The following is a 24,070-nucleotide window of genomic DNA, read 5'->3' as shown; positions in this document are numbered from 1 at the left end:
GTCACGCGTTTTACCCTATAATGCCTGCCAGCTAACCCTCCTGGCAGGCTTTTTTTTGGGGAAAGCAGGGCGATAAAAAACCCGACGCCGTTTCCAGCGCCGGGCAGGGAGAGAAGGGGAATTTAAGGTGCAGTACTGAAAAACTCACCGAATTTCACCGCCAGCCAGCCAACCGGGGTGGTTGCTCCTCCAACGATATTCGTGATTTCAGACATCCCTTCCGGCACCGGAATATTAGAGTTGACCGCTGCCTGGGTGTACTCTTTTGAAATATCCGTCCCGACGTACAAAATGCAGGTTATCACCAGCGTACCGGTAATAAACATGCGGAACATATTGCGTTTACAGAACGGCGTAACCATTGCCAGCAGGAACATCAGCGAGGCCAGGTCGACAAACGGCAGCACGCGGTTGCCCGGCAGGATAATTGACAGCACTACCGCCATTGGGATCAACAGCAGCCCGGTCGCCAGCACCGAAGGCTCGCCTATGAGCAGCGCGGTATCCATCCCGATATAGAAATCGCGGTTAGGGAACTTAGCCTTCAGCTTAGCTTCAGCGGCATCGCGAACGATCAGTAAACCCTGAACTAAAATTTCGATCATTTTTGGTAGCAGCAGCATAGCGGCGGAAACTTTAATCGCCAGCGACACCGCAGCTGAAACATCGTATCCGGCAAGGAAGGCCGGCAGCAGTCCCAGCACGAAGCCCAGGGTCAGCGGTTCACCAAAGACGCCGAATTTCTTATTAATGCTCTCCGGGTCGAAATTAATTTTATTGATCAGCGGGATCTTATCAATAATATAGTTACAGGCAATACCAAACGGGACATAGGTTATACAGGTAAGATGGGGGAAAGAAATCCCTTTAAGATTATAGTTTTTTTGTAAATATGGCGCGGTTAAATCTGCTGCCAGCAGGGTTAAGACAAATATACCGAAAGTAATACCGACTGAGAGCCAGTAGTTACCGGTTCCGGCATACACTACCGATCCCATAATCAGGAAAATCCAGTAGTTGAATATATCGATATTGACCGTTTTGGTGAGTTTGAGCAGCAGCATGGCGATATTGATAACGATAAAACCGACGACCACCGGCAGCATCAACGGCGAACCCCAGCCGATGGTCGAAGCGGTCGGCCAGCCAGTATCCACCACCGTTAGCTGCAGGCCAATGCGCTCTACCATCGCCTGTGAGGCCGGGCCGATGTTGGTTAACAGCAGACCAATCACCAGGCCAACCCCTTCAAAGCCGATCCCCACGAGCATCCCGGCTTTAAATGCGGTGCCGATTTTCACCCCAAAACAAAGTGCGATAATAAAGAATATTACTGGCATCATTACTGATGCCCCCAGACTAATAATGCTGTTGATAATATCCATAATAATTCCTTAAACAGGCGGCTGAATTGGGCGCGAGCGAACCCGTGCCCAATGGGCCGTATAAAAATCTTAACTGGTTCTTTTAATATTTAGCCGAGTTTCTTTAATAAGATCTCAGAAAATAACTTTGGCGAATTGCTGAATGCGTCAATCGTGCTACCGGCAATATGCGGTGTTATCGTGACGTTATTCAACGTATAAAACGCGCTAGCGTCCGGCAAAGGTTCATCATCAAAAGTATCCAATGCCGCGCCCATAATTTTTCCTGCCTGAAGTGCGGCAATCAGATCCTGTTCGTTGATTAACCCTGAGCGTGCCGTGTTGACAATAATGGCGCTTGGTTTCATTAGCTCAAAATGATGGGCGTTGATCAGGTTTTCGGTTTCCGGCGTCATGCGGGCGTGTAGCGACACGACATCCGCCCGCTGAACCAGTTCGTCCAGCGAGTCCACCTTTTCATAGCAATCGTGCCCGGAGACGTATTTATCATAAAAGATAATCTCGCTGCCGAAACCGCGCAGGAACCCGGCGACCAGCTGGGCGATGTGCCCCAGCCCGACCAGACCGACCACTTTACCGCCTATTTCAGGAATGGCCTGGTGGTTAGGGCTGTCTTTGCGCCAGAACTTATCGCGCAGCGCGTCGTGCGAACGGGCGATATTGCGCATTTCCGCCAGGATCATGCCGACGGTAAACTCCGCTACGCTGCGGGCGTTGCGCCCCGGCGTGTTCATGACCTCAATTCCGCGGGTTTTCGCCACTGTCTGGTTGACGTTTTCAATTCCGCCGCGCAGCACGCCCACATACTTGAGCTTTGGCAGTTTATCGAAAACTGCCGCATTAACCGGGGCGAACTGGGTTATCAGGATCTCAACGTCCTCAGCCCCCTGGAGCAGGGCGGCGGGCAATGCCACCGCTTCAGCGCCTTGTTGCTCAACTTGTAAATTGTCCTCCTGTAGCTTTTCGATTGATTCATGCGACCATTCGCGAACTTCCACCTCGATACCTTTATCTTTAAGCGCTTTCAGGCCTGCGTCCATCATCGCTGCATTGATAAAAAGATCGGCAATTGCCAGACATTTCATAATGATTCTCCATAAATTAACGCATCAACATACCGCCGGTGACATCCAGAGTTGCTCCCGTCATATAGCTGGTTTTAGGAGAAACCATGAAGACCCCAATGTCGGCAATTTCCTGCGGTTGGGCCACACGGCCCACCGGAATACGGCTGACGTAATAGTCAGGGTTTTGTTCAATGTTTTTACGGATCATCGCGGTATCCATGATGCCGACGGCGATGTTGTTGACATTGATTTTTTGTTTTGCCACTTCACGCGCCAGCGAGATAGAAAAGGCCACCAGGCCCGCTTTACTGGCCGCGTAGTGGGCATGACCTGTGGTTGAGCCGTGGAAGGCCGCCTGGGAAGTAATGTTCAGAATGCTACCCGCCTGATCTTTACTCAGACAGTGATTCACAAACAGCTGGCTTAAGTGGAAGACCGCCTTCAGGTTGACATTCATCACCTTGTCCCAGTCCTGCGGCGTGATTTCGGTGACATAGCCACTCAGCCAGATCCCGGCGTTGTTAACCAGAATATCGGCATTACCCAACTTCTCGATGCAGGTGGCGAACAGATTCTCCCGGCTTTGCTCATCGGAAAGATCGGTTTTAACCGCAATAATCTCGACGTTGGTGATGCTTTTCACCGTTTCGACCAACTGTTCCGGGCACTCTTCATCACGCATATACGTGAAGCAGATGTTGACCCCCTCTTTGGCCAGCGAGAGGACAAACTCTTTGCCGAGTCCCGTTGCGCCGCCGGTAACGATAGCTGTGCGATGGTGTAAATTCAGATCCATACTTTCCTCACTTAATGCGTGATGTAGTTACTGCAGCTTTTCCACGGAGACTGCATTTCCGATAACAGGTTTTTGTAGAGCTGATACTTATCCTGATAGACCTTGTTGTTGTCCGGATTAGGGGCGACGGTGCGCGAAACGTGAACCATCTCGTTTGAGGCGGCAAAGACATCATCAAACCAGCCAACCATCACTGCTGCGGTCATCGCGGTGCCCAGCGTGCCATGCTCTTTAACGTCAACAATCTCCAGAGTGGACTGGAAAATGTCGGCAAAGACCTGTAGCCAGACCGGGGAGTTGGTGACGCCGCCCGCAATACGAATGGTGCGGCTTAAATTTGGGTTGATATTGCGTAAACGCTCGGTGTGATAAAGATGACTGAACGCGACGCCTTCGTAGATTGCGCGCAGGAAATGCGCCTTTTTATGGAAACTATTGAGTCCGATAAAACCCGCTGAAGCATCCGGGATGGTGTTGGATCCAAATACAAACGGGAAGAACAGCAAGTGGCTTTCATCGGCGGTGGTTGTAGAGACCAGTTCATTGCATAGCTCATAGACCGATGATCCCTGCGCCGCAGCCGTTGTGCGGTCACTTTCCATAAAGTTATTGATAAACCACTCAAGATTGCTGGCGGAAGTCGGGCTGGCCTCGGTGATTAACCATTTGCCCTCAATCGGGTAGATAGAGGTCATAAACAGATCTTTATCGATAACGGGATGGTCGGTCACGTATTCGTTGATGCTCCAGGTCCCGGTGATGATCGCCAGCTTATCCAGAGTATTGATACCGGAAGCGACGGATGAAGCGGAGATATCAAAGACGCCGCCGGAGACCGGCGTTCCCGCGCATAACCCAGTTAACCGGGCTACTTCGTCAGTAATATAGCCGCAGCAATCGGTAGAACGCTTAATCGGCGGAAGTTTGTCGCGTAGTTCGCCAAGACCCCACCAGGCCAGCAGCGATGAGTCGTAGTCCCGGTCGCGGACGTTGATCAGGTTGGTGCCTGAGATATCGGTGAGTTCGAGGAAGGCGTCACCAGTCAGGTAAAAACGAATCAGATCCTTGACCATAAAAATGTAGCGCGCCTTACTCAGCGTTTCAGGCTCGTGGTCTTTTAGCCAGGCGAGAAGGGCAACGGGCTGCCCGGCCCAGATTGACTGCATGGTTTTTGGCAATATATCGGTCAAGAACGTTGGTTCGCGGTACCACTTTTCAACGTACGCTTTCGCCCGGCTGTCGGTGGAAATAATCCCGTTACGCACCGGCGTACCGGTTTCGTCCACCATATACAGTCCGTTGCCGTGGCCGGTCACCGCCACGCCTGTAATCTGGCTGGCGTCGATACCGGACTGGGCAATAGCTTTTTTAATCACTTCAACGTTTGCCGCCCACAGTTCGTTGATATCGCGCTCGGTATGAAATTCCTTTGGCGTTAGCATTTGCGTTGATTTTGAGGCGATGGTCACCACGTTACCGCTGCGGTCATAAATAGCCGCTTTGGTCACGGTGCCGCCATTATCAATACCCATGACATATTGTTGGTTCATTTTCGTGAACTCCTTATTAGTTACCATAATCCGGGTTCGCTGGTGGTGATACCCTTAAATCCGGCATGGAATATTTTATCAACGAGGTATTTCCGCTTAACAAAGCCTCCAGCGATGAATATCACATCAAAGCCTTTTAAATTCCGGCTAATCAATTCCAGACACTGGCAGGCATATTCAGCAGGTAAGATCTCAATGGCATCCGGCGGGTTATGCTTAACAATGTCGATGGATTGATCCAGCGAACGTGAGTCGATAAGCAATACCCGAAAGATAGTTAACAATCCCTCTTTTTTGGCATAGCGTAGGGCCGAGAGATTGGACGAAATAACACCATCAACCTTGTAGTAACTTTTTAGCAGGCCGATCCCGGCCTGGTCAGGTTTAAAACCACCTAATAGCTCCAGGTGAATAAGCACTTTTTTGCCGCTCTGATGACATTTGCCAATCAGCGACTGCAAATTACCAATATTGGCTTCGGATAACAGTACATATTCTGACGAACAAGATAATGCCTGTTCAAAATGTTTATATTTTCTAACTGAAGGAATGATGGTGTTATTTAAGAACATATTAATATCCGATGTTATTTAGCCATGTAGAGGCTGTAGGCATCTTCCGCTGTGGCATTTTCATGGATGATGGCATTCAGACCTGCTACTACTTTTGCGGGCTGTGGGTCCTGGGTAATATTGCGGCCCACTGCCACTCCTTTTGCACCAACCTGCATACAGTGCTGAACAAATTTAAAATAACCGTCGATGCCGGTTTTCGGCCCGCCCAGCGCAAGAACCGGCACGCCTGCCGCTTCGACGATGAGCCGGTCATCTTCAGTACCGGTAAAGCGGGTTTTGATAACGTCGGCTCCCAGCTCAACGGCGATGCGGGCCGACGCGGCGATAATGGCCGGGTTGTTGGAGTCATCACTGGTGACGGGGTAGCCGTACGGCAGAGATTCAACGATCAGCGGTACATTCCAGCGATCGGCGGCCTGTGCCAGCTGCATCGCCATGATGTGCGTTTTTTCTTCATTAAACGCGCCGGGGAAGGTCATACAAACCACGCCTTCAGCACCAACTTTCAGCGCATCTTCGATGGAAAAAACAGGGGTTGTATCGGGAACGGTATTATCAAAAATACTCACTGTGCTATCGACGCGTAATACAACAGGAACGCTATTGAAAACTTCACGGAAATTTTTCAACATGCCATAAGTCACCAGCGCGCAGTCCAGACCGCTTTCGACCAGAGTGGGGAGCTGGTTTATTGTATTATCAATACCATTTGTTTTGGTTGAAAAATAGTAGCCATCCAGCGCCAGCGTGACCGATTTACCATCTTTTGCGAAAATGCGAGAGAGACGACGTTCTTTAGACATTTTTTTACTCCTGAGATAGAAAAAACAAAAAAAGCCCTCAGAGACTTTCGTCTCTGAGGGCTTTCGATTCACTTACCCTTTTGATAATCGTTCAGAAATCCAAACCATTATCAATGCAATTTTTCAGCCTTTTGAGAAGGGGTTTAAATACTGTTTAATTTAAACCCGTTCTCCTGCTTGCTTAAATTACTAGCATGTCCGAGTTCTTTCTGTCTAGTCATTGTTGGCAAAATGAGATATGCATCACAAATTTAAATTGAGCTTAATCTTAATCAATTTTGTTAATTTTAGTCGATTCTGGTCTTGTCACGCTAACCTTATGTCAGGTTTTTTTCAGAAGTAAACATTCAAGGCGCATATTTTCTTAAGGTAATGTTTACCTGATTCACTATTCGGCTATTCCTGTGTTTTATTGTGCCAAACTGATGCTTTAATCCATCATTGCTGCCTGCATCTTGCAGGTCATGAGGTTTTTTATTCTGTCGAAATAAATCAATTCCTCAGGTTAACAAGAAAATTCCTAATGAATTTATTTTTAGAGCTTGCCGGGGCGCGGGCGTGTATTTTTCCAGGGTGATTTTAACATGATTTTTCTTAAGGATGTATGCAATGGACAGTGGCTGTGCGTAAATTTATACTCTGCCGCATTCATATTTTAATATACATTTAGCTCGGCATTTGTCATCTGCTTCATGGCCTAATGTATCTTATTGATAATCAGTAATTAATATTATTTTGCTCTCCGGGCAGAATATCTCTGTGGGCGGCAACGCCAAAGCAATACATCTGGAAATGTTTATTAAGGATATATAATGAAAAAGTCTCTTTTGGCAGCATGCGCTACTTCTATTCTCTTTTGCTCCGGCGCAATGGCAGCGGATCCTGTAACGGCTTCCGCAACGGCAAGCTGGGATGCCTCTGCAACAAAAGACACCACCAGTCTGCTGGTCGTTACGCCGCTGCGTTCAGTTTCCTTTGAATATGCCGAAGGTCTGAAGGCGTTTAATTCTCAGGACGGTGCGTTCGATATCACTATTCAGGGACAGGCTGGTGCTTCTGACTTCGTATTAACCTCTCAACTGGTGACTAATACGCTGAACCGCGCGGCTGATGGCTCGACGCTGGAAGTGGGGGTGGCATGGAACGGTGCAAAACTGTCTAAAACCACTCCGGTGACCATGGTTAATATTGGTAGCAATATTACTGCTGGTCTGGAAAATCTGGCTGCTGGCTATGCGGACAACGTGAACCGTACCAGCACCCAGAGTGCTTTTCTGTTTACCGTCGATTCAGCTACCTCTAATGGTACAACTGCGACGCCGTTCGCTTCCCTGGCTGACGGCTACTGGAATGGTGACGTTAAAGTGCAGTTTACCGCCGAGTGGACGCTGTAATTTCCCCATAGTTAAATCCTAACCTGCATAAAAGGAGGGGTATCCCTCCTTTATTTTAATAATGAAAAAATCATATACCTTTTTGTTTTTGACGCTGTTTCTCAGCGGTAGCGCGGCGGCCATTGGTGTCGGAGAAGTGACCTCGATAATGTTCGCCGATGACCTGATGCTGGCTAAAGAGATCGATAATGCCAGCGATTCGGCGCGGTTCGTCAGCGTCAGCGCGCATCGAATATCTACGCCGATGTCCGGCGGAAAAATCATCCCGATGGAGCAGAGCGGAGAGCTGCTCTCAACCCCGGCAAATATGATTTTACCCGCAGGCGCCAGAGAGCATTTCCGCTTTATTTATCATGGCCCTAAAGATGATAAGGAACGTTATTACCGGTTGTCATGGCTGGATGAGCCGGTGAGCGATCATCAGGCCAGCAGCAACTCACGTCACGGTTTGGCGACCACGTCGGCGCAAATTAACACCATTCTGGTCGTGGCGCCGCGTAAAGCAAATTTTAATTATCAGCATAACGGCGATACGGTGACCAATACTGGCAATGTAACCTTCAGGGTCATTTCGTATGGCCCGTGTAAGGATTCTGAAAAAAATAACGGTGAAGGTTGTCGCGAACGTTATTACGTGATGCCCGGGCTCAGCGCAAAAATAAAACAAACGCAAGTGGCGAATAAACAGACGCGAGTCGGCATCTGGCACGAAGGTAAATACATTCACGTCAAATAGAGAATTACAGATGTCAGGATGGTTATTCAGAAAAGGAATGCTGCTGTCGGGATTATGCCTTGTCTGCACGGTGGATGTCTCGGCAAGTGATATCGCAGAAAAAACAAAACTGCTGCGCGTGGGTGACTATATTATTCCCCCCGTTTTTGCTGATGCGCTCAAACAAGGTATGAGGGTACCTGTTTTTATCCGCTATAAAGAGACGGAGTTGCCGATGCGCAGTCGACAAAAAATAGCCGATGCGCTGATCGCCACCGAAAATGGCGCGCTGACGATCCGCGAACTCACGCTGGTTTCCACCCCGGATAATCTCTCGCTATCTGCGCCGGTCGAGGAGATTATTAACGGGTTACAGAACCAAACGTTTTCCGACGACATGATGCTGCACCTCTCCGACGCGGCGCAGATTACCTTTGACGTCAGGGCGTTTTATCTTGAAATGACCGTCGACCAGAGTGCGCTGGCGGCGACCACTCTCGCCAGGCATAGCTCGCTGGGGGATTCTACCGCCAGCGCGCCATCGAACGTACTTAACTACACCTTTGGTACTTATCATCATCGCTATAACGGTTATGACGGCACCAGCAGCTATCTGACCCTGGACAACACCTCAGCGCTGCGTGAGCACCATTTGAATCTGAACGGATCTTTCTATGGCATCGGCTCGGCCAACAGCAGCGGCAATCTTTACCGGGCAATGTATGAACGCGATATGGAAGGCAATCGCCTGGCGTTGGGGATGGTGGATACCTGGAATCTACAGTCCATCGCTAGCATGAATGCGCTTAATTCCAGCCGTATATACGGCGTCAGCTACGGCAATAAAAGCAATTCGCGACTCGAAGATACCACCTTATCCCTGACGCCGATTACCGTCTTTTTACCGGCGGCGGGCGAGGTGCATATCCTGCGAGACGGCAAATTATTGAGCATCCAGAACTTTGCAATGGGCAGCTATGAAGTGAATACCGCAACGCTGCCGTTTGGGATTTATAACGTTGAGGTGCAGGTCATTATTAACGGTAAAGTCGCCAGCAGCCGCAACGAACAGATCAATAAAACCTATGCACGTGGTTCGAGCGTCACGGAACGGTGGTCGTGGCAGGTGTTTGGCGGGCTGCTGGAATACCATAAAACCGACTATCGTCCGCAAAATGCCGTGCGCGAGGGCAAGCAGGAGACCTGGCTGAGCGGCGGCGCGGCTGCAGTAACGCTGCCGTGGCTTGCCGGGACATCGTTCAAAACGACGCTATACGGTTTCGACAGTAACGCCGTGAATGAAAGTGAAATCGACGTGATGTTTAACGAACGTCTGCGGGCCAATCAGCAGGTCTTGCTGGCTAATGACGGCAGTCGAAAAAGCATCACCACTCTCAACCTGAGCCTGCCAGCCGGTTACGGCTCGCTTTGGGGCTCCAGAGAGTTTACCCATATCGGCAACCACTTACCGCTGCGTAAAGGGGACTACTTTACTTATGGCGCGACGCTGCCATTGCAGTCGCTGACGCCTTATCTCGGCTCTCTGACCTTCAGCCGAACGGAAAACTACACCAATAAAACGCGCTACAACAACCTCGACTACTCGCAGACCCTGGCATCCGGGCGCTATGGCACAGTGACCTTGAGAACCGGGGTGCAGAACTATCACTATCAGCGCGATCAGGACACCACTCGGGATAAATACGTCAATCTTGACTTCTCGCTGCCGCTGGCGGCGTGGTTCAGCGCGGGCCTCTCCAGTGAAAACGGCAATATGCTGGCGAATGTGGCGCTCAGAAAGCGCTTTACTGACAGCACGATTACCCAGGCCGGTCTTTCAGCTTCTCAGCGGGTAAAAAGCAAAGAGAGCGAAAGCTACCGCAGTGATAAGCGGGCAGTTAACGGTTTTCTCAGCTACGACAGCAAATATAGCAGCGGTACACTATCAGCCACTCATGCCTCGGATAACAGCACCAACGTCAATTTCAGTACCCTGGGCAGCGTCGCCTGGACCGGGCGAGACGTGGTTCCGGCGAAGGGGAGCTATACCTCAGGCGTATTGATCCATACCGATTTCAGCGACAACGCCACCATGACCGCCAAAATAAACGGCCAGCATTACCCGCTCAGCGGTAAGAAAAACTTTATCCCACTGCCGGCATACGGGCGCTACAGCGTGGAGTTAATGAATGACAAACGCAGCGCCGATAGCGTGGATATCGTCAGCGGCAGAAATCATCAGTCAGTCCTGTACCCCGGCAATGTCGAAGTTATACGCCCGGAAATAAAACAGCTGGTGACGGTATTTGGTCGCATTCGCCGCGATAACGGCACCGTCGCTGCGCACCTCGATATTCACAACCACATTGGTAAAGGGCGCACCGATGGACAGGGAGAATTTGCTATGGATGTTGATAAACGTTATCCGACCATCACTCTGGTCGAGAAAAACGGCTCGCGATGCGAACTTGAGCTGAATTTGCAGGAGGCGCGCGGCGCGGTGTGGATGGGCGATTTGCAATGTGAGTCGCAAATTCGTATGGCAGCGCAAGGGGAGGGGCAACGTGGGACTCTGTAAATCATTTCTTGGCCTGGCGCTGAGCGTGGGCCTGTGCGTTGCATCACTTCAGTGCTGGGCGGTCACCGCCAGCAGCAGCGGCTCAGGCAAAAACGACTATATGTTTATTGAAAACCATGTCGATAACGAATATTTCGTGACCCCCGGAAGCCTGGACCCGCGCTTTACCGGCGCTAACGTCTGGACCCGCTACTCGACCAAACAGCGCAGTCTGGGATATATGGGCTACGTCAGCTGGAGCTATCGCTCCTATTACTATGACATGTGGCTATCGGACTCCCCGGTGAACTCACCGTTTATCGGGATTCGCTGTATGACGACCGGGGCTAGCTGTCCAACACAGGGATATATCTCCGGTGAGGTTATTGATAATGAAGGATTTTATCATACGATGGCCGGTAGCAGCCTGGCAAACGGGGGGACCGGCTACGCCACGTTCTCCCCGGCAATGTATGAATATCTGCGTAATCGTCAGCCGGGAGAAACCGACGCTTTCGTACTGAATCTTTGTTATACAAAAACGGACTACGATGCGGCATCCGGCCAGCGTTGCCGGGATCTCGCATCCGGAGCGACATGGCGTTATTACACCATCAACGCCACCAAAGTCGGGCATTTGACGCTCAACAGCACAGGCGCGCTGGCGGAGATCTGGATTGCCAGCGATGGGACGCCCAGCGTGAATGTTGGCAGCGAACACTGTGAGGTGAGCATCGTTGCGGGCGAAAGCGGAATGACCTGTAAGATGGTGTCGTATCGCTACCGGGAAACCAAGCGCGTGACATCCTCTTTGTCATTTGAAATGGTGGTTGATACTGCCACGCTGGGCTTTAGCCCAGCGGCCAGGACAATCAAATATAGCGGCAATGGCTCAACCTGGTATAACTGGAGTTCTTCGACCACCTATTCCAATGTATTTACCGCCGAAGGTCAGTATGTTTATGTTTTCCTGTCAAAAACCTTTTTTCAGAATCTGATCCAACGTGGAATTAGCATTACCAATAATGATGAGCTGTTCACCTTTTTCTTTGATAACAGCAACACCGCGCAGTCAGGTTTTTATCAGTTTACGGCATCGAGTACGATCAATATTCTGCCGAAAGAGTACGGCATCAGTATTGTGTCAACGGATGGCAATTCTGCGCCAAAAGAGTCGGGTAATATCGGCGACCCGATGCCAATTGAATTTGAATATCAGGTGACGGTATCTTCAGCTCGTATGGCCGATGCGGTGACAGCTCAGGTGACGGGTGATGGAACGACAATTGATGGGATTTCGTACTGCCTGTTCACCTCGCAAGAGGGAGGCTGGCAGGTGCCGATCCCCGCACTGCTTTCGTACACTGCTTCTACGGGGGAAACGCTCAGCGCTCGTAATAGCTGCATCGATGCTGAGATCGACATGACCGACGCGCGCTGGACGCAAACGCCATGGAATGCGGCGATCGATGACGGCTACTTCTTCTCTACCCGCCTGAAGTTACAGTTTCCAATGGACGATCCGCGCTCAAGGCGCACGCTGGACGGCAGCGACTGGATGGGAACGGTCAACGCCAGCGGCGAGGTAAAAGTCACCGCAAAATGGCTGGGCGTCGACTGATGGCTATGCGAACGCAAGCGCCTGTCATGCTGGTGGCCGTCGCGCCGCTGGCAGTATCGGGGGCGTTTTTTAACGCTGTAATTTATGAGATGCCCTCTGACCAGACGTTTATCTCACAGCCGCTGTATAACGACACGCCGCGCAATAATATGTACACGATCTCCGCATGGAAAATTGCGAAACCCGGTGCGGGGGATGAACCGGTTCTGCCCAATCAGGGCGAGCTGCTCTACGCGCCGCTGCGTTTCAATTTACCGCCGGGAAGCAGTGAATATTTCCGCCTCTATTACAAAGGTCCTGAGGATAACCAGGAACGTTATTATCGGGTGGTGTTTAAAGAGACGCCGATGACGCTATTGCCGCTCAGGGATACGCCGCAAAAGATGGATGTCTTGCCGGTGGTGGCCATGAGCACCATTCTGGTGGTCAGGCCGCGCCAGCAGCGGCTTGAATGGCAGCTTGATGAGCAAAAGGGGATACTTCACAATAGCGGAAATACGTTTTTCCGCGTGATTATTCACCAGGGATGCGCAGGTGATGACGAACGCTCCACGCAGTTTTATATGCTGCCTGGCGAACGCTATCTCGATGCTGCCTTGAGCGGGAAAAACAGAAAGTTCGTTGTGGCCAATCAACGTTACTTTACGCTAGGGAATGCCTGCGCTGAGGCTCGGTAACGCCTGATATAGCAACGTTTATTCCGATAGCAACAGCGATTCAACTGCCAGCTGTACCAGGAGTAGCAGGACGGCAAGAAACGCAAGCCATTTCGCCGGACGAAGTTTGTTTTCCGGGATGGATGTGTTGCGCAAGCGATTGAACCATTTTTTCTTTTTCATTGATGACGTCCTGTCTTTGATGTCTGTCGGCGATGTCGGCAGAAAATGAACTAATCATCTGATATTAATGGATTAGACGACAATATCCATTAATAAATTACGCTGGTTTAGGTTTCATTCAATAATTGGACTCCAATTAATATATTTAATAAATAATATTGATGGTCTGTATATAGCCGGCTATTTCAGACCATCATCCGCGTCCGATAAAAGATTAATCAGAATTCAAAGTTCATGATCCCACGGCGGATTCGCTCCAGGCCTTGAGACCGTCACTGCCGCCGCCCGCATACCGAGGTCAACGGCATGACGCACCTGTTCGCGTGACAGTGTCACTAGCTTGCTTTTCTCAAGACATTGCGCCTGAGACAGGCTGGCTAAAATCCCGGCATTGACCGTATCTCCGGCACCGACGGTGTCAGCAACGTGCACGCTAACGCCGGGAACATGCAGTTTGAAGTTAGCCGTCCACGCATCAGCACCATCCGCACCACGGGTCACAACGATAAGTTTTGGACCCAACGTCAGCCAGCGGGCAATAACCTCATCTTCGCTTGCGCGCTCGCCAAACCAGGCAAGGTCTTCATCCGACAGTTTGACAATATCCGCCAGCGCTATCATCCGCATCATACGGGCCAGATGCTTCTCCCGGTCCTGGATAAAGATTTCACGGATATTGGGGTCGAGGAACATCACCCGGCGCGGGGCTTCTCTCACCATCAATGATTCATAAACGCTGCCGCACGGTTCAGCTATCAGGCTGATGCAGCCGAATAAAACGGCGGTAACGTCGTCGCCCAAATTGGGCAGATTGCTTTCTGCCAGCATTCTGCCCGCGCTGTTTTCATCGTAAAAGGTATAGCGTGCCTGTCCGTGTACCAGCCTGACGAAGGCCAGCGTCGTCGGCAGCGGCGCTCGTGTGGAAGGTGAGAAATCAACCCCGGAAGCTTCAAGAGACTGGCGCAGCATATCGCCCATAAAGTCATTTGAGAGACCGGAAAACAGGCTCACCGGCATTCCCTGGCGACCCAATGCGATCGCGGTATTAAACGCCGCACCGCCGACGCAGGGAATAAATGCTGAGGCATTCTCGCGGGTTCGACAGGGCAGCATATCGATTAAGGCTTCTCCACAGCACAGGATCATTGGTCGTCTCCTTTGCTCACTGATATGTACGGCGGCGTCTCCAGTTGATTGGCAATATGCATCCAGTTATCGGCAAATATTCCGCAGGCAGTTTTGATATCAACCCCAACAGGCAGTTCTGGGCACTCGTTTTCGCCGTTACTTCCCCAGTTGACCCATCCTGACTGACGGCGCTGGACTATCTGAAAAGCGCCGGAGGGTTGAGAAGTCCACCAGATCATTGCTCGACCGCTTGCTGAGTCATATTCGACGGTTTTACTGGCCGGACCGGGAAAAATGGTTTCATCGGGCACGGCGGAAACATCCACAGGCGAATCGGTGAGTATCCACTCCCGTTCATTCAGATCGGCCCTGAGGTGCGCTCTGGCGCGGACTAAGCCAAGTCTTTCGCGGATTTCAGCTTCATCGAGCACGTTTTCCCAGCGGCAGAACATTCGCCAGTAAAGATCCCAGTGGGCAGATGCCATATCGCTAAGCTGTTCGCGGAATTCGGCAAATTTAGGGCTTTGATTCTCGGAGGTGGTGACGGTATGGGCGACCATCGCGACCAGCTCTTCGGCATAGGGGTCGCCTGCACGATAGCGGGTGCCGCCGTGGGCCGCGAAGCGATCGAATACCAGCTTTCCGGGGCCGCTTTCAAATTCGTCGCCAACGGTAATTTTATTGGTCACCGAGCGTCCGTTAATCACGGTTGAAAAATCATCTACGCAGTAGCGGCGCTGAAACCAGGGGGTATTCCAACTGAACTTCCAGTCAATAGAGAAGCGCTTGCCGCGTAGTTCTGGCAATAAACCATCGGGGATCGTCCCGTGCATTCGATAGTGATGATAGACCGGACCTTCTTCGATCGTTTCAATATCAACAAGGGTATGTTCCGGCGGGTTAATCAGGCCGTTTTCGGGGGTAAAGAACGGGCCGTAAAATCCGCCGATGGCATTATTTCCGGAAGGAAGAAGTTCGATATTGTCCTCCAGGCGGCGGAAGTGGCGCAGACCCCACTTGGATGAGCCCACCCCCTGAGCGGTTCCCCGGCACATTTCCAGATCAAAGCAGCCGGTATTAAGACGGGCAAAGCAATCTGCCTCTTTACCGTCCAGTTTTTGAATGCCCTTGGCCTCACGGGTTTCGGCATCAGTGCAAGGACGCTCAAGTCGTAAACGAAGCGTGCCGGTAAAGCTGACCGTAGCGATGAACGTTGTACTATTTTCCACCACCGAATGGTTAAGCCGTTGGCAAAGGATCCGCTCTCCCGTTTCGGCAGTGGCCCACCACAGCGGTTCTGGCAAAATGTCCGGGATGGTGAACGTAATGGGTTCATGATCCCGAAGGCCGTTGAGCGGGTCTTTTAGCGTAATTTGGTATGTCATGGCCATATACTCCATCAGAATTTAAGCAAGCGAAAACCCGCCGCCTGAGCGGCGGATAAACAAAGCGACATGGAAAGTTAGTGTGGTCGGGCGATCTCTTTTTTCCGCCAGAAGGTGAACAGCTCCGGATGCTGCTTCAGCCCGTCTATCGCCACGGCGAGTATGATGACGATGCCTTTGATTAAAAGTTGGGTGAAGAAGGGGACGCTCAACAGGATCAGCCCAGTGCTAAGTACGCCAAGGATCACTGAGCCTATCAGGGTGCCGATAATCCGCCCGCGTCCACCGGCAAGGCTGGTGCCCCCCAGGACAACCGCCGCAATCGCGTCCAGTTCATAGCCTGTCCCGGCGGTAGGTTGGGCGGAGATGACCCTCGCGGCAAAGATAATGCCAGCCAAACCTGCGCAGACGCCGGCAATCATATAGACGGCGGCAAGAACACGTTTCACCCGTACACCGGCCAGACGAGCAGCCTGAGCGTTGCCGCCGACGGCATAGATATGACGCCCGAATCGGGTACGCTCAAGGATGAACCACGCCAGCAGATAAACCACCAGCATGATAATCACTGGAACAGGGATACCGGCGATATAACCATTTCCCAGCTCACGGAAGCTGAGACTACTCGAAACAATGGGTTGTCCTTCGGTAATGGTGTAGGCCATACCGCGCAGAAACGTCATCGTGCCGAGAGTCACAATGAAAGGGGCGAGGGCGAGATAAGCGGACAGGACGCCATTGAGCAGCCCGCAGAGAGCGCCAACGCCGACGCCGGCCAGAATCGCCAACGGTGCCGGGATACCGGCCATCGCAGCAACGACCGAGACCACGCCGGAGACGGCGACGATGGAACCGACGGATAAATCAATGCCGCTGGTTAAAATCACGAAGGTCATGCCTGCTGCCAGGATGGCGTTAACGGAAATCGATCTGGCAATATTCAACAAGTTATCGACCCGATTGAAGTTAGGGGCAAAGGTCGACATCAGGATCAGCAGTACCAGCAGAACGATCAGGATCCCCACCCGATCCCACCATTTTGCAAAATCAAACGGCGCGTTGACCGGCAGTTCCGTCACTGGTTTATTGTGGTCCATGGCATTCTCCGGGTTGACTGGTGAAGGTTCCTGTTGCGTGCAGCATCACTTCTTCTTCCGTTGCTGAATGTGAAGGTAACTGGTGAACGATACGGCCAGCGCGCATGACCAGTAGTCGGTCGCTAATCCCAATGGCCTCGGGCAGGTCGGAAGAGATAACCAGAATGGCTTTCCCGGCGCGGGCGAGCTTATCGATCAGTTCGTATATTTCTCTTTTCGCGCCAATATCGACGCCGCGCGTGGGTTCATCGAGGATCAGCAACCGTGAGTCGCGTAGCAGCCAACGCGCCAGCGCCGCTTTTTGTTGGTTGCCGCCGGACAGGGCGCTGACCGGCAGCTCGACTGCATTTTCTCGCAACCGAAGTCTGCGCATCTGTTCGAGAACCGCCGTGCGGATGGATTGACGTTTGACGACGCCGCTGGCGACAAAGTTATCGAGAGAGCTGATATCAATGTTGTGCTCAACCGAGTGCCCCAGGAACAGTCCCTGCGTTTTTCGGTCTTCAGTCACCATCCCAATACCTTCTGAGATGGCGGCGGTAGGGTCTGAAGGATGGATCGCCTTGCCATCAATATGCACGCTACCGTGGGTTCGCGGATCGGCACCGAATAATAGCCGGGCGACTTCGGTGCGCCCGGAACCGACCAGTCCGGACATGCTGACCACTTCCCCCGCCCTGACGTCAAAAGTCACCGGGCCGGTTGCGCTACCCGCGAGTTCTCTGACATCCAGCAGCACATCTCCTGGCGTGCGGGGGTCGTGTTGATACAAGTCGACAATTTGCCTTCCCACCATCATGCGTACGATGTCAGTGGTGGAGACGCTGCCCATGGTTTCTGTGCCAATCCAGGTGCCATCGCGGAACACCGTTACCCGATTGGCCAACTGCCATACTTCTTCCATGCGGTGTGAGATATAGACCATCCCGACGCCGTCCTGACGCATCTGTTCAATCAAGCGAAATAATTGCAGCGTTTCTGTTCGCGACAGGGCCGCTGTCGGCTCATCAAGCACGAGCACTTTGGCGTTTTCACTGACGGCGCGGGCGATTTCCACCATCTGCTGGCGCCCGATACTGAGCGACCCGAGCGGTGCATGCGGGTCAATATCCGCATTGATGCGATCCAGCTTGTGCTTTGCTTCCCGGTACATCCGTTTCCGGTCGAGAATACCGGCAAAGGTCGTAGGCTCCTGACCGAGAAACAGATTTTCCGCCACCGTCATATCCGCAACCGTATTCAGTTCCTGGTGGATAATGGCGATACCTTGCTTGCGGGCATCACGAGGTGTGCGTATATCAATCTCATGCCCATCTTTAAAAATGGCACCGCTGTCGCGCTGCTCATTTCCGGAAAGAATTTTCATCAGCGTGGATTTACCCGCCCCGTTTTCACCCATCAGGGCGTGAACCTCTCCGGCAAATAAATCAAAACGTACATTGTTCAGCGCCAACGTCGCGCCGTAGCGTTTTGAGATCCCCTCAAGCCGGAGCAGGGGTTGTGATGATCTGTCGGCCATTGTCTTTACCCTCCGGGATGAACCTGAAATTCATCCCGTTTATCGCATCTTGAAGTGATGTTTTTACCAACCCGGATAGCTACTCACGTTATCGCGCGTGACTAGTACGCTGGGGATTAAAATGGTATGGGAAGGTACGGGTTTATTCGCCACGATATCCTGAGCAAGCGATATGGCCTGGCGTACCATTTCTCCGGGGTTTTGCGTTGCGGTACCGATAAACGGTGAGCCGCTGCGTTTTAGCTCATCAACTGCTTCCGGGCTGCCGTCTACGCCAGTGACTTTGATGGTGCTTGCTTTGCCCGCCTGTTCAACGGCCAGTACGGCGCCCAGAGCAGAGGGATCGTTCATACCGAAAATACCGGAGACATCCGGGTTGGCGGTGAGCATATCGGTGGTGACCATCAGGCCGGAAGCACGGTCGTTGCGCGATGCCTGCTGACCGACGATTTTGATATCCGGGTATTTTTTAGCGACGTTTTTACACCCTTTAATACGGTCGATAATCGTCTGGATCGGCGTTCCATCAACCAGCAGCACTTTGCCTTTTCCGCCCATCTGGCTGAACAGATATTCACAGGAGGTTTCTCCGGCCTGGATGGCGTTGGTCATGATGGCGGCGTCAGCACCTTTAGCGGGCGTATCGACCGCAATAACGATGATGCCCGCGGCTTTTGCCCTTTGAATTGCGGGCTCAATCCCGGACTCGTCAACCGCAGAGATAATAATGAGATCCATTTTTTGCTGAATAAACGCATCAATCTGGGTGTTCTGATTTGCCAAATCGACCTGCGCGTCTTGTACGTTAATGGAGGCACCGATCTCACCAGCGGCTTGCTTAGCATTTCTCTCCATTGCCGAAAAGAACGGGTTGGACATGTCCTGCACCATTAGTCCAATACGGGCAATTTTTTTGCCCTCCTGGGACGCGGCGCTGGCGGTGGGAGAAAAGCCGGTCATGGTGGCGATGACCGCTGTAACCGCGACAGCCAGCCATGCTTTGTGAAGTTTAGTCATGTTCTGCTCCTGTAATTATCTCGTTGTATGACGGTACGGCCAGGTATGGGGGAACCTCAGAAATAATTCCCTGATGTTGTTTTGTAATATTGGCTGAACGCTCAGCCATTATTTAAATAGATGAAAATGCGTCTTTTATTTCTTATTCGTTTTGCTACAGCCGCAGGACTGGCGAACAACCAGCTCGGCGGGCACTCTGAGTTGCGTTGTGGTGTCTCCTTTTCCTTCTTCTTTTATTAATCGGATCAGCATTTCTGCAGCCTGTTTGCCAATTTCTTCACTATTTTCATTCAGTACGGTGAGCGGTGGATTTAACAGCGGCGCCCAGTCAAATTCGTCATAGCCAATAAGGGCTATATCGTCGGGAATGGCTATTTGCCGTTGCTGGAGTTGTTGAAGCGACCCCAGCAGAATAGGGTTGTTACCGGCAATAAGTACGTCGGGCAACTGCGCCTGGCTGTCGAGGTATTGACTCAGTTTTTCAGAAGCTGAATGCGCGTCGTTTTCGGTTTCCAGCACTCGCAGCGTTGCGCCGCAGCGTTCTGCCGATTCGCGGATCCCGCGTTCGCGTTCAAAGCGTGTCGTCCAGCGTTCGGGGTAGATAAGCAGCAGCCAGTTTTTATATTCGTGCTGCGCCAGATGTTCACCGACTAACAGGCTGGCATGATAATTATCGGTGGTCACGCAGGGAAAATTATGATCGCCCCGAGGAGGGGAATCGACAAAAACCACCGGAATATCCCATTTAGCCAGCAGACTCAGGCTCTCCGGATGGAGCGTCACCGTCGAAATGATGCCCGCCATTCGGGATTCAATCAGACGGTTAATCATGCGATCTTCCTGGGTCCGATCGTAGATACCGTTTACTGCAATATCCCCAAGAACCACGGTCCATTGCGAAGGTTGCAGCATATGCTGAATCCCGGACATCAGGTTGAGGTAGTAGGAGTTGGAGGCGTGTGCGGTGATAACCGCCACGGAATCCCTGCTGGAACGGCGTAGCGCCTGGGCTGCACGATTAGGGACATAGCCAAGTTCCCGCGCCACCTTGAGTATCAGCTCCCGGCTGTCATCCGCAACGCCATCTCCGCCGTTTAGCGCACGTGAGACGGTAAACATTGAGAATCCTGTTGCCTCACTGACGTCCCGCATTGTCGCTTTTCGCATTTTCCACTCTCTATCTTTATGTGTATCAACTGGTGATATAAACGATTATTCCATTAACCTAAACGTTTATGATGTAAAACATAAACGTTTAGGTTTGTTAGATCAGTGAGCGGTTTCTCGTTTTGTGAACAAGATGTAATCAAGGTGGTTTGTGAATGAAATTTGATATTTATTGATTTCATGCATGATTGAACGCTCAATCATTTTGTTACTCTTGGCCTATTCGTTCGCAATCAGACAGGGTAGTCGCGTTGGAAATCTTTTTTTAACCCACTGAAAAGTATTCTCTAAATATTTTTCACATCGCAAAAAAATCACGGTCCGTTATAGACGGATCCGCTTTTGTATGGGTTAAAAAAAGGGTTACCATGAAAGTCACATGGAACGTCAGTCCTGTGGGCTACCAGCTGATTAGCAAACGCTGTCCCTCATGTCATGGGGCGCAGGATTTCACGCCATCCGGAGCCTTCCGGATCAATTCGCAAAAAAAGGTACTGGATGTCTGGAGTATCTATAAGTGCGTGCGCTGTGCCTACACCTGGAATATCAGCCTGTTCTCTCGTTTGCCGATCGGTAAAATCAATCCGCAACTCTATGGGCAACTTGTCGCTAACGCTGAATCTGCCGTTCAGCACTATTCTCACGATCTGCAGGTTCTGCGGCGCAACGGCGCAACGCTATCAGGTTCGCCTGAATTCGTTGTTGAAGAGCGGTGGCAAATCAGCCTTCTTCGCACTTCTCGCGTTAGGGTAAGAGTCAGACTGGAACGTACTTTTCAGGTCAGTTTGCTGGCGGTACTGCGCAGTCATCTGGGCCTGAGCGGCAACGAAATCCGCAAGCGCCTTGATTCGGGAGATATTGCGGGTATTACGTTGAAGACGTTGAAAGCACGAAGATTAAGGCCTGAAGGGTATACGCTTTATATCGCTACGGAAGTTCTCCTGGCGAACAGGCGTATTCCATTATCTGCAGGATCTGACCTGAGGAGAAAATAGCCAGTACCCCGGATAGTTATTCTATCCGGGGTACTGCCTCGCAAAAATTAACTCTGGTTGCTATGAGAGGAAAAATAACCTTGCCTTTATTACTGGGTATTTATACAGTTTTAGCGCGTGTAACAACACGCCAATTGCGTCGATTGCAAGAGCGACGCCAGGCAATCCGAACGCCGTCACGGCGGAATCTGTGTTTACCAGAGTTTTCGCGGAAAGCCCCTTCCTTTGAGGTAGGGGATGTAGAGCGAAGCGCCCGCCAGGGCGCTAATGAGGCCGGTTCTGCTCTTCAATGTATTTCTTAATCACCTCAAGGGGCGCACCGCCCACACTGCCAGCGAAATAAGATGGCGACCATAGCGCGTCTGACTTCCAGGCGGGCTTGTGCAGGTCTGGATGATGCAATTTCATCTTGCGGCTACTAACCCCTTTCAGGCTGTTAACCAGCTTGCTGATTGACACCTTCGGCGGGAAGTTAAGCAGCATATGAACGTGATCCGACTCGCCATTAAATTCCACCAGTTCGCACTCAAACAGCTTGCAAACGTTGCGACAAATCCCCTCAAGCGTTTCCAGGTGCGTGTCATTAAAAACACGTCCGCGATACTTCGTAAGGAAGATTAAATGACAATGCAGCATGAAAACACAATGCCGCCCCGTTCGATATGCCAAGCTCATAGACCAACCTTGTAAATATGTTTTAGGTGTGTAGTGTAGAGTGCTATGAGCATTCAGACCAAAACTTTATCAGTCAGAATTAAAGACCGCCACACCGCTATTTTGAGGCAAATGGCCTTTGAGGTTAATCAGGTCTTCAATCTGGCAAATGAGATAACCAGCGCGGCATACAGCAACGCTGGCGCTTTTGGTGCGCAGGTTCCAAAGTGGTTAACCGCGTTTGATGTTCAGAAGATGACAACCGGTATACAGCGTGAGCGCGGCTATTCCATCGGCAGCGCTACGGTACAGGAGGTGATCGCGCACCACGGCAAGGCACGCAAACAGTTTAAGCGTTCCCGCCTGCGCTGGCGTGTTAGTGGTGGCGCTCGCCGTTCACTGGGCTGGGTGCCGTTCAAGTCAAAACAGGCGCAGTGGCAGAATGGCTGCGTTAAGTTCGCCGGCCACTACTTTAAAGTTTGGGATAGCTACGGCCTGGCGGGATACAAATTCCGCGCTGGTAGCTTTTCAGAAGATAGTCGGGGCGCTGGTACTTCAATATCTGCGTAGAGGTTGTGACCGTCCATACCACGGGCGCGACCGCTGTCGGCATTGACCTCGGATTAAAGGATACCGCCACAGTATCCGATGGTAGCAAGCTGGTAGCTGGTCGTTTTTATTGTGACCTGCAACCAGCGTTAGGCAAGGCGCAGCGGGCAGGTAAAAAAGCCCGTGTACGCGCCATCCACGCAAAAATTAAGAACCGCCGCAAAGATGCCCTGCACAAGTTCAGCACGGCGCTGGTAAACAGCCATGCGGGGATATTCGTGGGCGACGTGAGCAGCAGCAAGTTAGCCAAAACCAAAATGGCTAAGAGCGTTTTAGACGCTGGCTGGGCGATGCTCAAAACACAACTGGAATACAAAGCGATTGCGCGGTCAGTGGTGTTTGAAGTAGTCAACGAAAGGTATTCCACCCAGGCTTGTTCGTGTTGCGGAGCTATCTCCGACAACAGTCCGAAAGGTAGAGTAGGCTTGCGAATAAGAGAATGGACTTGTTGTGAGTGCGGAACCGCTCATGATCGCGACGTTAACGCCGCAAAGAACATTCTCGCGGCAGGACATTGCCGTCTGGCTGTAGGAATCCCCGTCCTTTAGGCGGGGAGGATGTCAAAAAGGAGAGAACGATGTCTTTGGATACCCGCAAAGAAGTGTTGTTTGTGCTGATCCCAGAGTATGCCGACTGGGAGTTTGCATTATTAGCGCCGGGGTTACGTCGGGGATTTGGCGTATGGGAACCGCAATATGACGTCAAAATCGTCGCACCGGATGAGGGCCCTGTCACCTCTATCGGTGGTGTTCGCTGCCTACCGGACTATACCTTCCAGACGATGCCAGAAGATTACGCCGCCCTGGTTTTGGTTGGCGGGCTTAACTGGTGGGGTGAAGAGGCACTGCGAGTGGTGCCTCTGGTCAAGCAGGCGCTTGCCCGGCAGGTAGTGGTTGGGGCTATTTGTGATGCATCGGCATTTTTAGGTGCCAATGGTTTTCTCGATGAAGTTGCGCATACTTCTAACGGCCTGGCCTATCTCCAGGACAAAGCGGGGTCAGCCTATCGTGGCGAAGCGCGGTACCAGAACGTCCCTTCCGTGCGTGACGGCAACCTGGTGACTGCCAACGGCGTCGGTTTTGTCGATTTTACCTGCAATATGCTGGCCGCATTAGACGCGGCACAGGAAAAGGAGATTGCAGCGATGAGAGCGGCGTTTACATCAGGAATGTTTCCTGAAGGTTGATGCGATGCAAA

General features: G+C 51.5%; 23 protein-coding genes. 9 read left to right on the top strand and 14 right to left on the bottom strand.

What is annotated here, in order from left to right:
- Positions 1–122: 122 nt before the first annotated feature.
- From ACMYSL_RS15045 to ACMYSL_RS15020, 6 genes are all read right to left on the bottom strand, one after another.
- Entirely contained in the window at positions 123–1,385 is a 1,263-nt protein-coding gene (locus ACMYSL_RS15045; RefSeq protein WP_434658933.1) for a PTS galactitol transporter subunit IIC, read from the bottom strand.
- 89 nt (positions 1,386–1,474) lie between these two features.
- Positions 1,475–2,470, bottom strand: a complete 996-nt coding sequence (locus ACMYSL_RS15040; RefSeq protein ID WP_434658932.1) for a 2-hydroxyacid dehydrogenase — start codon at positions 2,468–2,470, stop codon at positions 1,475–1,477.
- Positions 2,471–2,486: 16 nt separating this feature from the next.
- Positions 2,487–3,248: an SDR family NAD(P)-dependent oxidoreductase gene (locus ACMYSL_RS15035; RefSeq protein WP_181486264.1), complete on the bottom strand. Its 762-nt coding sequence runs from the start codon at positions 3,246–3,248 to the stop codon at positions 2,487–2,489.
- A gap of 11 nt (positions 3,249–3,259) precedes the next feature.
- Complete coding sequence (locus ACMYSL_RS15030; protein ID WP_434658931.1) at positions 3,260–4,798, bottom strand: FGGY-family carbohydrate kinase; 1,539 nt, start codon at positions 4,796–4,798, stop codon at positions 3,260–3,262.
- Positions 4,799–4,818: 20 nt separating this feature from the next.
- Positions 4,819–5,370, bottom strand: coding sequence for a glycerol-3-phosphate responsive antiterminator (locus tag ACMYSL_RS15025; RefSeq protein WP_304259006.1), 552 nt, complete (start codon positions 5,368–5,370; stop codon positions 4,819–4,821).
- Positions 5,371–5,384: 14 nt separating this feature from the next.
- Positions 5,385–6,176 (bottom strand): class I fructose-bisphosphate aldolase, encoded by a 792-nt coding sequence (locus ACMYSL_RS15020; protein WP_304259009.1) that lies wholly within the window; start codon positions 6,174–6,176, stop codon positions 5,385–5,387.
- Positions 6,177–6,988: 812 nt separating this feature from the next.
- On the opposite strand from ACMYSL_RS15020, the gene ecpA reads away from it, so the two are divergent.
- The 5 genes from ecpA (at position 6,989) to ACMYSL_RS14995 (ending at position 13,140) form a co-directional block, all read left to right on the top strand.
- Positions 6,989–7,570 (top strand): common pilus major fimbrillin subunit EcpA, encoded by a 582-nt coding sequence (gene ecpA, locus ACMYSL_RS15015; RefSeq protein ID WP_434658930.1) that lies wholly within the window; start codon positions 6,989–6,991, stop codon positions 7,568–7,570.
- A gap of 61 nt (positions 7,571–7,631) precedes the next feature.
- Positions 7,632–8,306 (top strand): hypothetical protein, encoded by a 675-nt coding sequence (locus ACMYSL_RS15010; protein ID WP_434658929.1) that lies wholly within the window; start codon positions 7,632–7,634, stop codon positions 8,304–8,306.
- 10 nt (positions 8,307–8,316) lie between these two features.
- Complete coding sequence (locus ACMYSL_RS15005; RefSeq protein WP_434658928.1) at positions 8,317–10,863, top strand: TcfC E-set like domain-containing protein; 2,547 nt, start codon at positions 8,317–8,319, stop codon at positions 10,861–10,863.
- Positions 10,850–12,463, top strand: coding sequence for a fimbrial protein (locus ACMYSL_RS15000; protein WP_434658927.1), 1,614 nt, complete (start codon positions 10,850–10,852; stop codon positions 12,461–12,463). Before ACMYSL_RS15005 ends, ACMYSL_RS15000 begins: the two co-directional genes overlap by 14 nt.
- Before the next feature lie 5 nt (positions 12,464–12,468).
- A complete protein-coding gene (locus tag ACMYSL_RS14995) occupies positions 12,469–13,140 on the top strand; it encodes a molecular chaperone (protein WP_434664099.1) in 672 nt (223 codons plus the stop codon).
- Positions 13,141–13,158: 18 nt separating this feature from the next.
- On the opposite strand, the gene ACMYSL_RS14990 is transcribed toward ACMYSL_RS14995, so the two are convergent.
- The 7 genes from ACMYSL_RS14990 to ACMYSL_RS14960 form a co-directional block, all read right to left on the bottom strand.
- A complete protein-coding gene (locus tag ACMYSL_RS14990) occupies positions 13,159–13,302 on the bottom strand; it encodes a hypothetical protein (RefSeq protein ID WP_434658926.1) in 144 nt (47 codons plus the stop codon).
- A gap of 225 nt (positions 13,303–13,527) precedes the next feature.
- The gene (locus ACMYSL_RS14985) at positions 13,528–14,448 is read right to left on the bottom strand and encodes a carbohydrate kinase family protein (protein WP_434658925.1); all 921 of its coding nucleotides are present in this window, start codon (positions 14,446–14,448) and stop codon (positions 13,528–13,530) included.
- Positions 14,445–15,815 carry a hypothetical protein gene (locus tag ACMYSL_RS14980; protein ID WP_434658924.1) on the bottom strand — a complete coding sequence of 457 codons (1,371 nt, stop codon included), beginning with the start codon at positions 15,813–15,815 and terminating at the stop codon, positions 14,445–14,447. Before ACMYSL_RS14980 ends, ACMYSL_RS14985 begins: the two co-directional genes overlap by 4 nt.
- Before the next feature lie 77 nt (positions 15,816–15,892).
- Entirely contained in the window at positions 15,893–16,912 is a 1,020-nt protein-coding gene (locus ACMYSL_RS14975) for an ABC transporter permease subunit (protein WP_434658923.1), read from the bottom strand.
- A complete protein-coding gene (locus ACMYSL_RS14970) occupies positions 16,899–18,431 on the bottom strand; it encodes a sugar ABC transporter ATP-binding protein (RefSeq protein WP_434658922.1) in 1,533 nt (510 codons plus the stop codon). The genes ACMYSL_RS14975 and ACMYSL_RS14970 overlap by 14 nt, the downstream gene beginning before the upstream one ends.
- Before the next feature lie 63 nt (positions 18,432–18,494).
- Positions 18,495–19,448 (bottom strand): ABC transporter substrate-binding protein, encoded by a 954-nt coding sequence (locus tag ACMYSL_RS14965; RefSeq protein WP_434658921.1) that lies wholly within the window; start codon positions 19,446–19,448, stop codon positions 18,495–18,497.
- A 135-nt stretch (positions 19,449–19,583) separates the two neighbouring features.
- Complete coding sequence (locus ACMYSL_RS14960) at positions 19,584–20,615, bottom strand: LacI family DNA-binding transcriptional regulator (protein ID WP_434658920.1); 1,032 nt, start codon at positions 20,613–20,615, stop codon at positions 19,584–19,586.
- 368 nt (positions 20,616–20,983) lie between these two features.
- Between ACMYSL_RS14960 and ACMYSL_RS14955 the strand changes: the two genes are divergently transcribed.
- Positions 20,984–21,610, top strand: a complete 627-nt coding sequence (locus ACMYSL_RS14955) for a DUF1062 domain-containing protein (protein ID WP_434658919.1) — start codon at positions 20,984–20,986, stop codon at positions 21,608–21,610.
- A gap of 264 nt (positions 21,611–21,874) precedes the next feature.
- Here ACMYSL_RS14955 and tnpA read toward each other — a convergent pair whose 3' ends face one another.
- On the bottom strand, positions 21,875–22,285 hold the full coding sequence (gene tnpA, locus ACMYSL_RS14950; protein ID WP_434658918.1) for an IS200/IS605 family transposase: 411 nt from the start codon (positions 22,283–22,285) through the stop codon (positions 21,875–21,877).
- 45 nt (positions 22,286–22,330) lie between these two features.
- Here tnpA and ACMYSL_RS14945 point away from each other — a divergent pair, with 45 nt between their 5' ends.
- Genes ACMYSL_RS14945 through ACMYSL_RS14935 form a run of 3 tightly spaced genes read left to right on the top strand, consistent with a single transcriptional unit; the run spans position 22,331 to position 24,059 of the window.
- Positions 22,331–22,834, top strand: coding sequence for a hypothetical protein (locus ACMYSL_RS14945; RefSeq protein WP_434658917.1), 504 nt, complete (start codon positions 22,331–22,333; stop codon positions 22,832–22,834).
- A 5-nt stretch (positions 22,835–22,839) separates the two neighbouring features.
- A complete protein-coding gene (locus ACMYSL_RS14940; protein WP_434658916.1) occupies positions 22,840–23,421 on the top strand; it encodes an RNA-guided endonuclease InsQ/TnpB family protein in 582 nt (193 codons plus the stop codon).
- 29 nt (positions 23,422–23,450) lie between these two features.
- Entirely contained in the window at positions 23,451–24,059 is a 609-nt protein-coding gene (locus ACMYSL_RS14935) for a DJ-1/PfpI family protein (RefSeq protein WP_434658915.1), read from the top strand.
- The last annotated feature ends 11 nt before the right edge of the window (positions 24,060–24,070 follow it).

This window comes from Klebsiella sp. MISC125, assembly GCF_051131775.1.
In the GTDB taxonomy this organism is placed as follows: domain Bacteria; phylum Pseudomonadota; class Gammaproteobacteria; order Enterobacterales; family Enterobacteriaceae; genus Klebsiella.
This window is presented reverse-complemented; position numbering and strand designations above follow the sequence as displayed.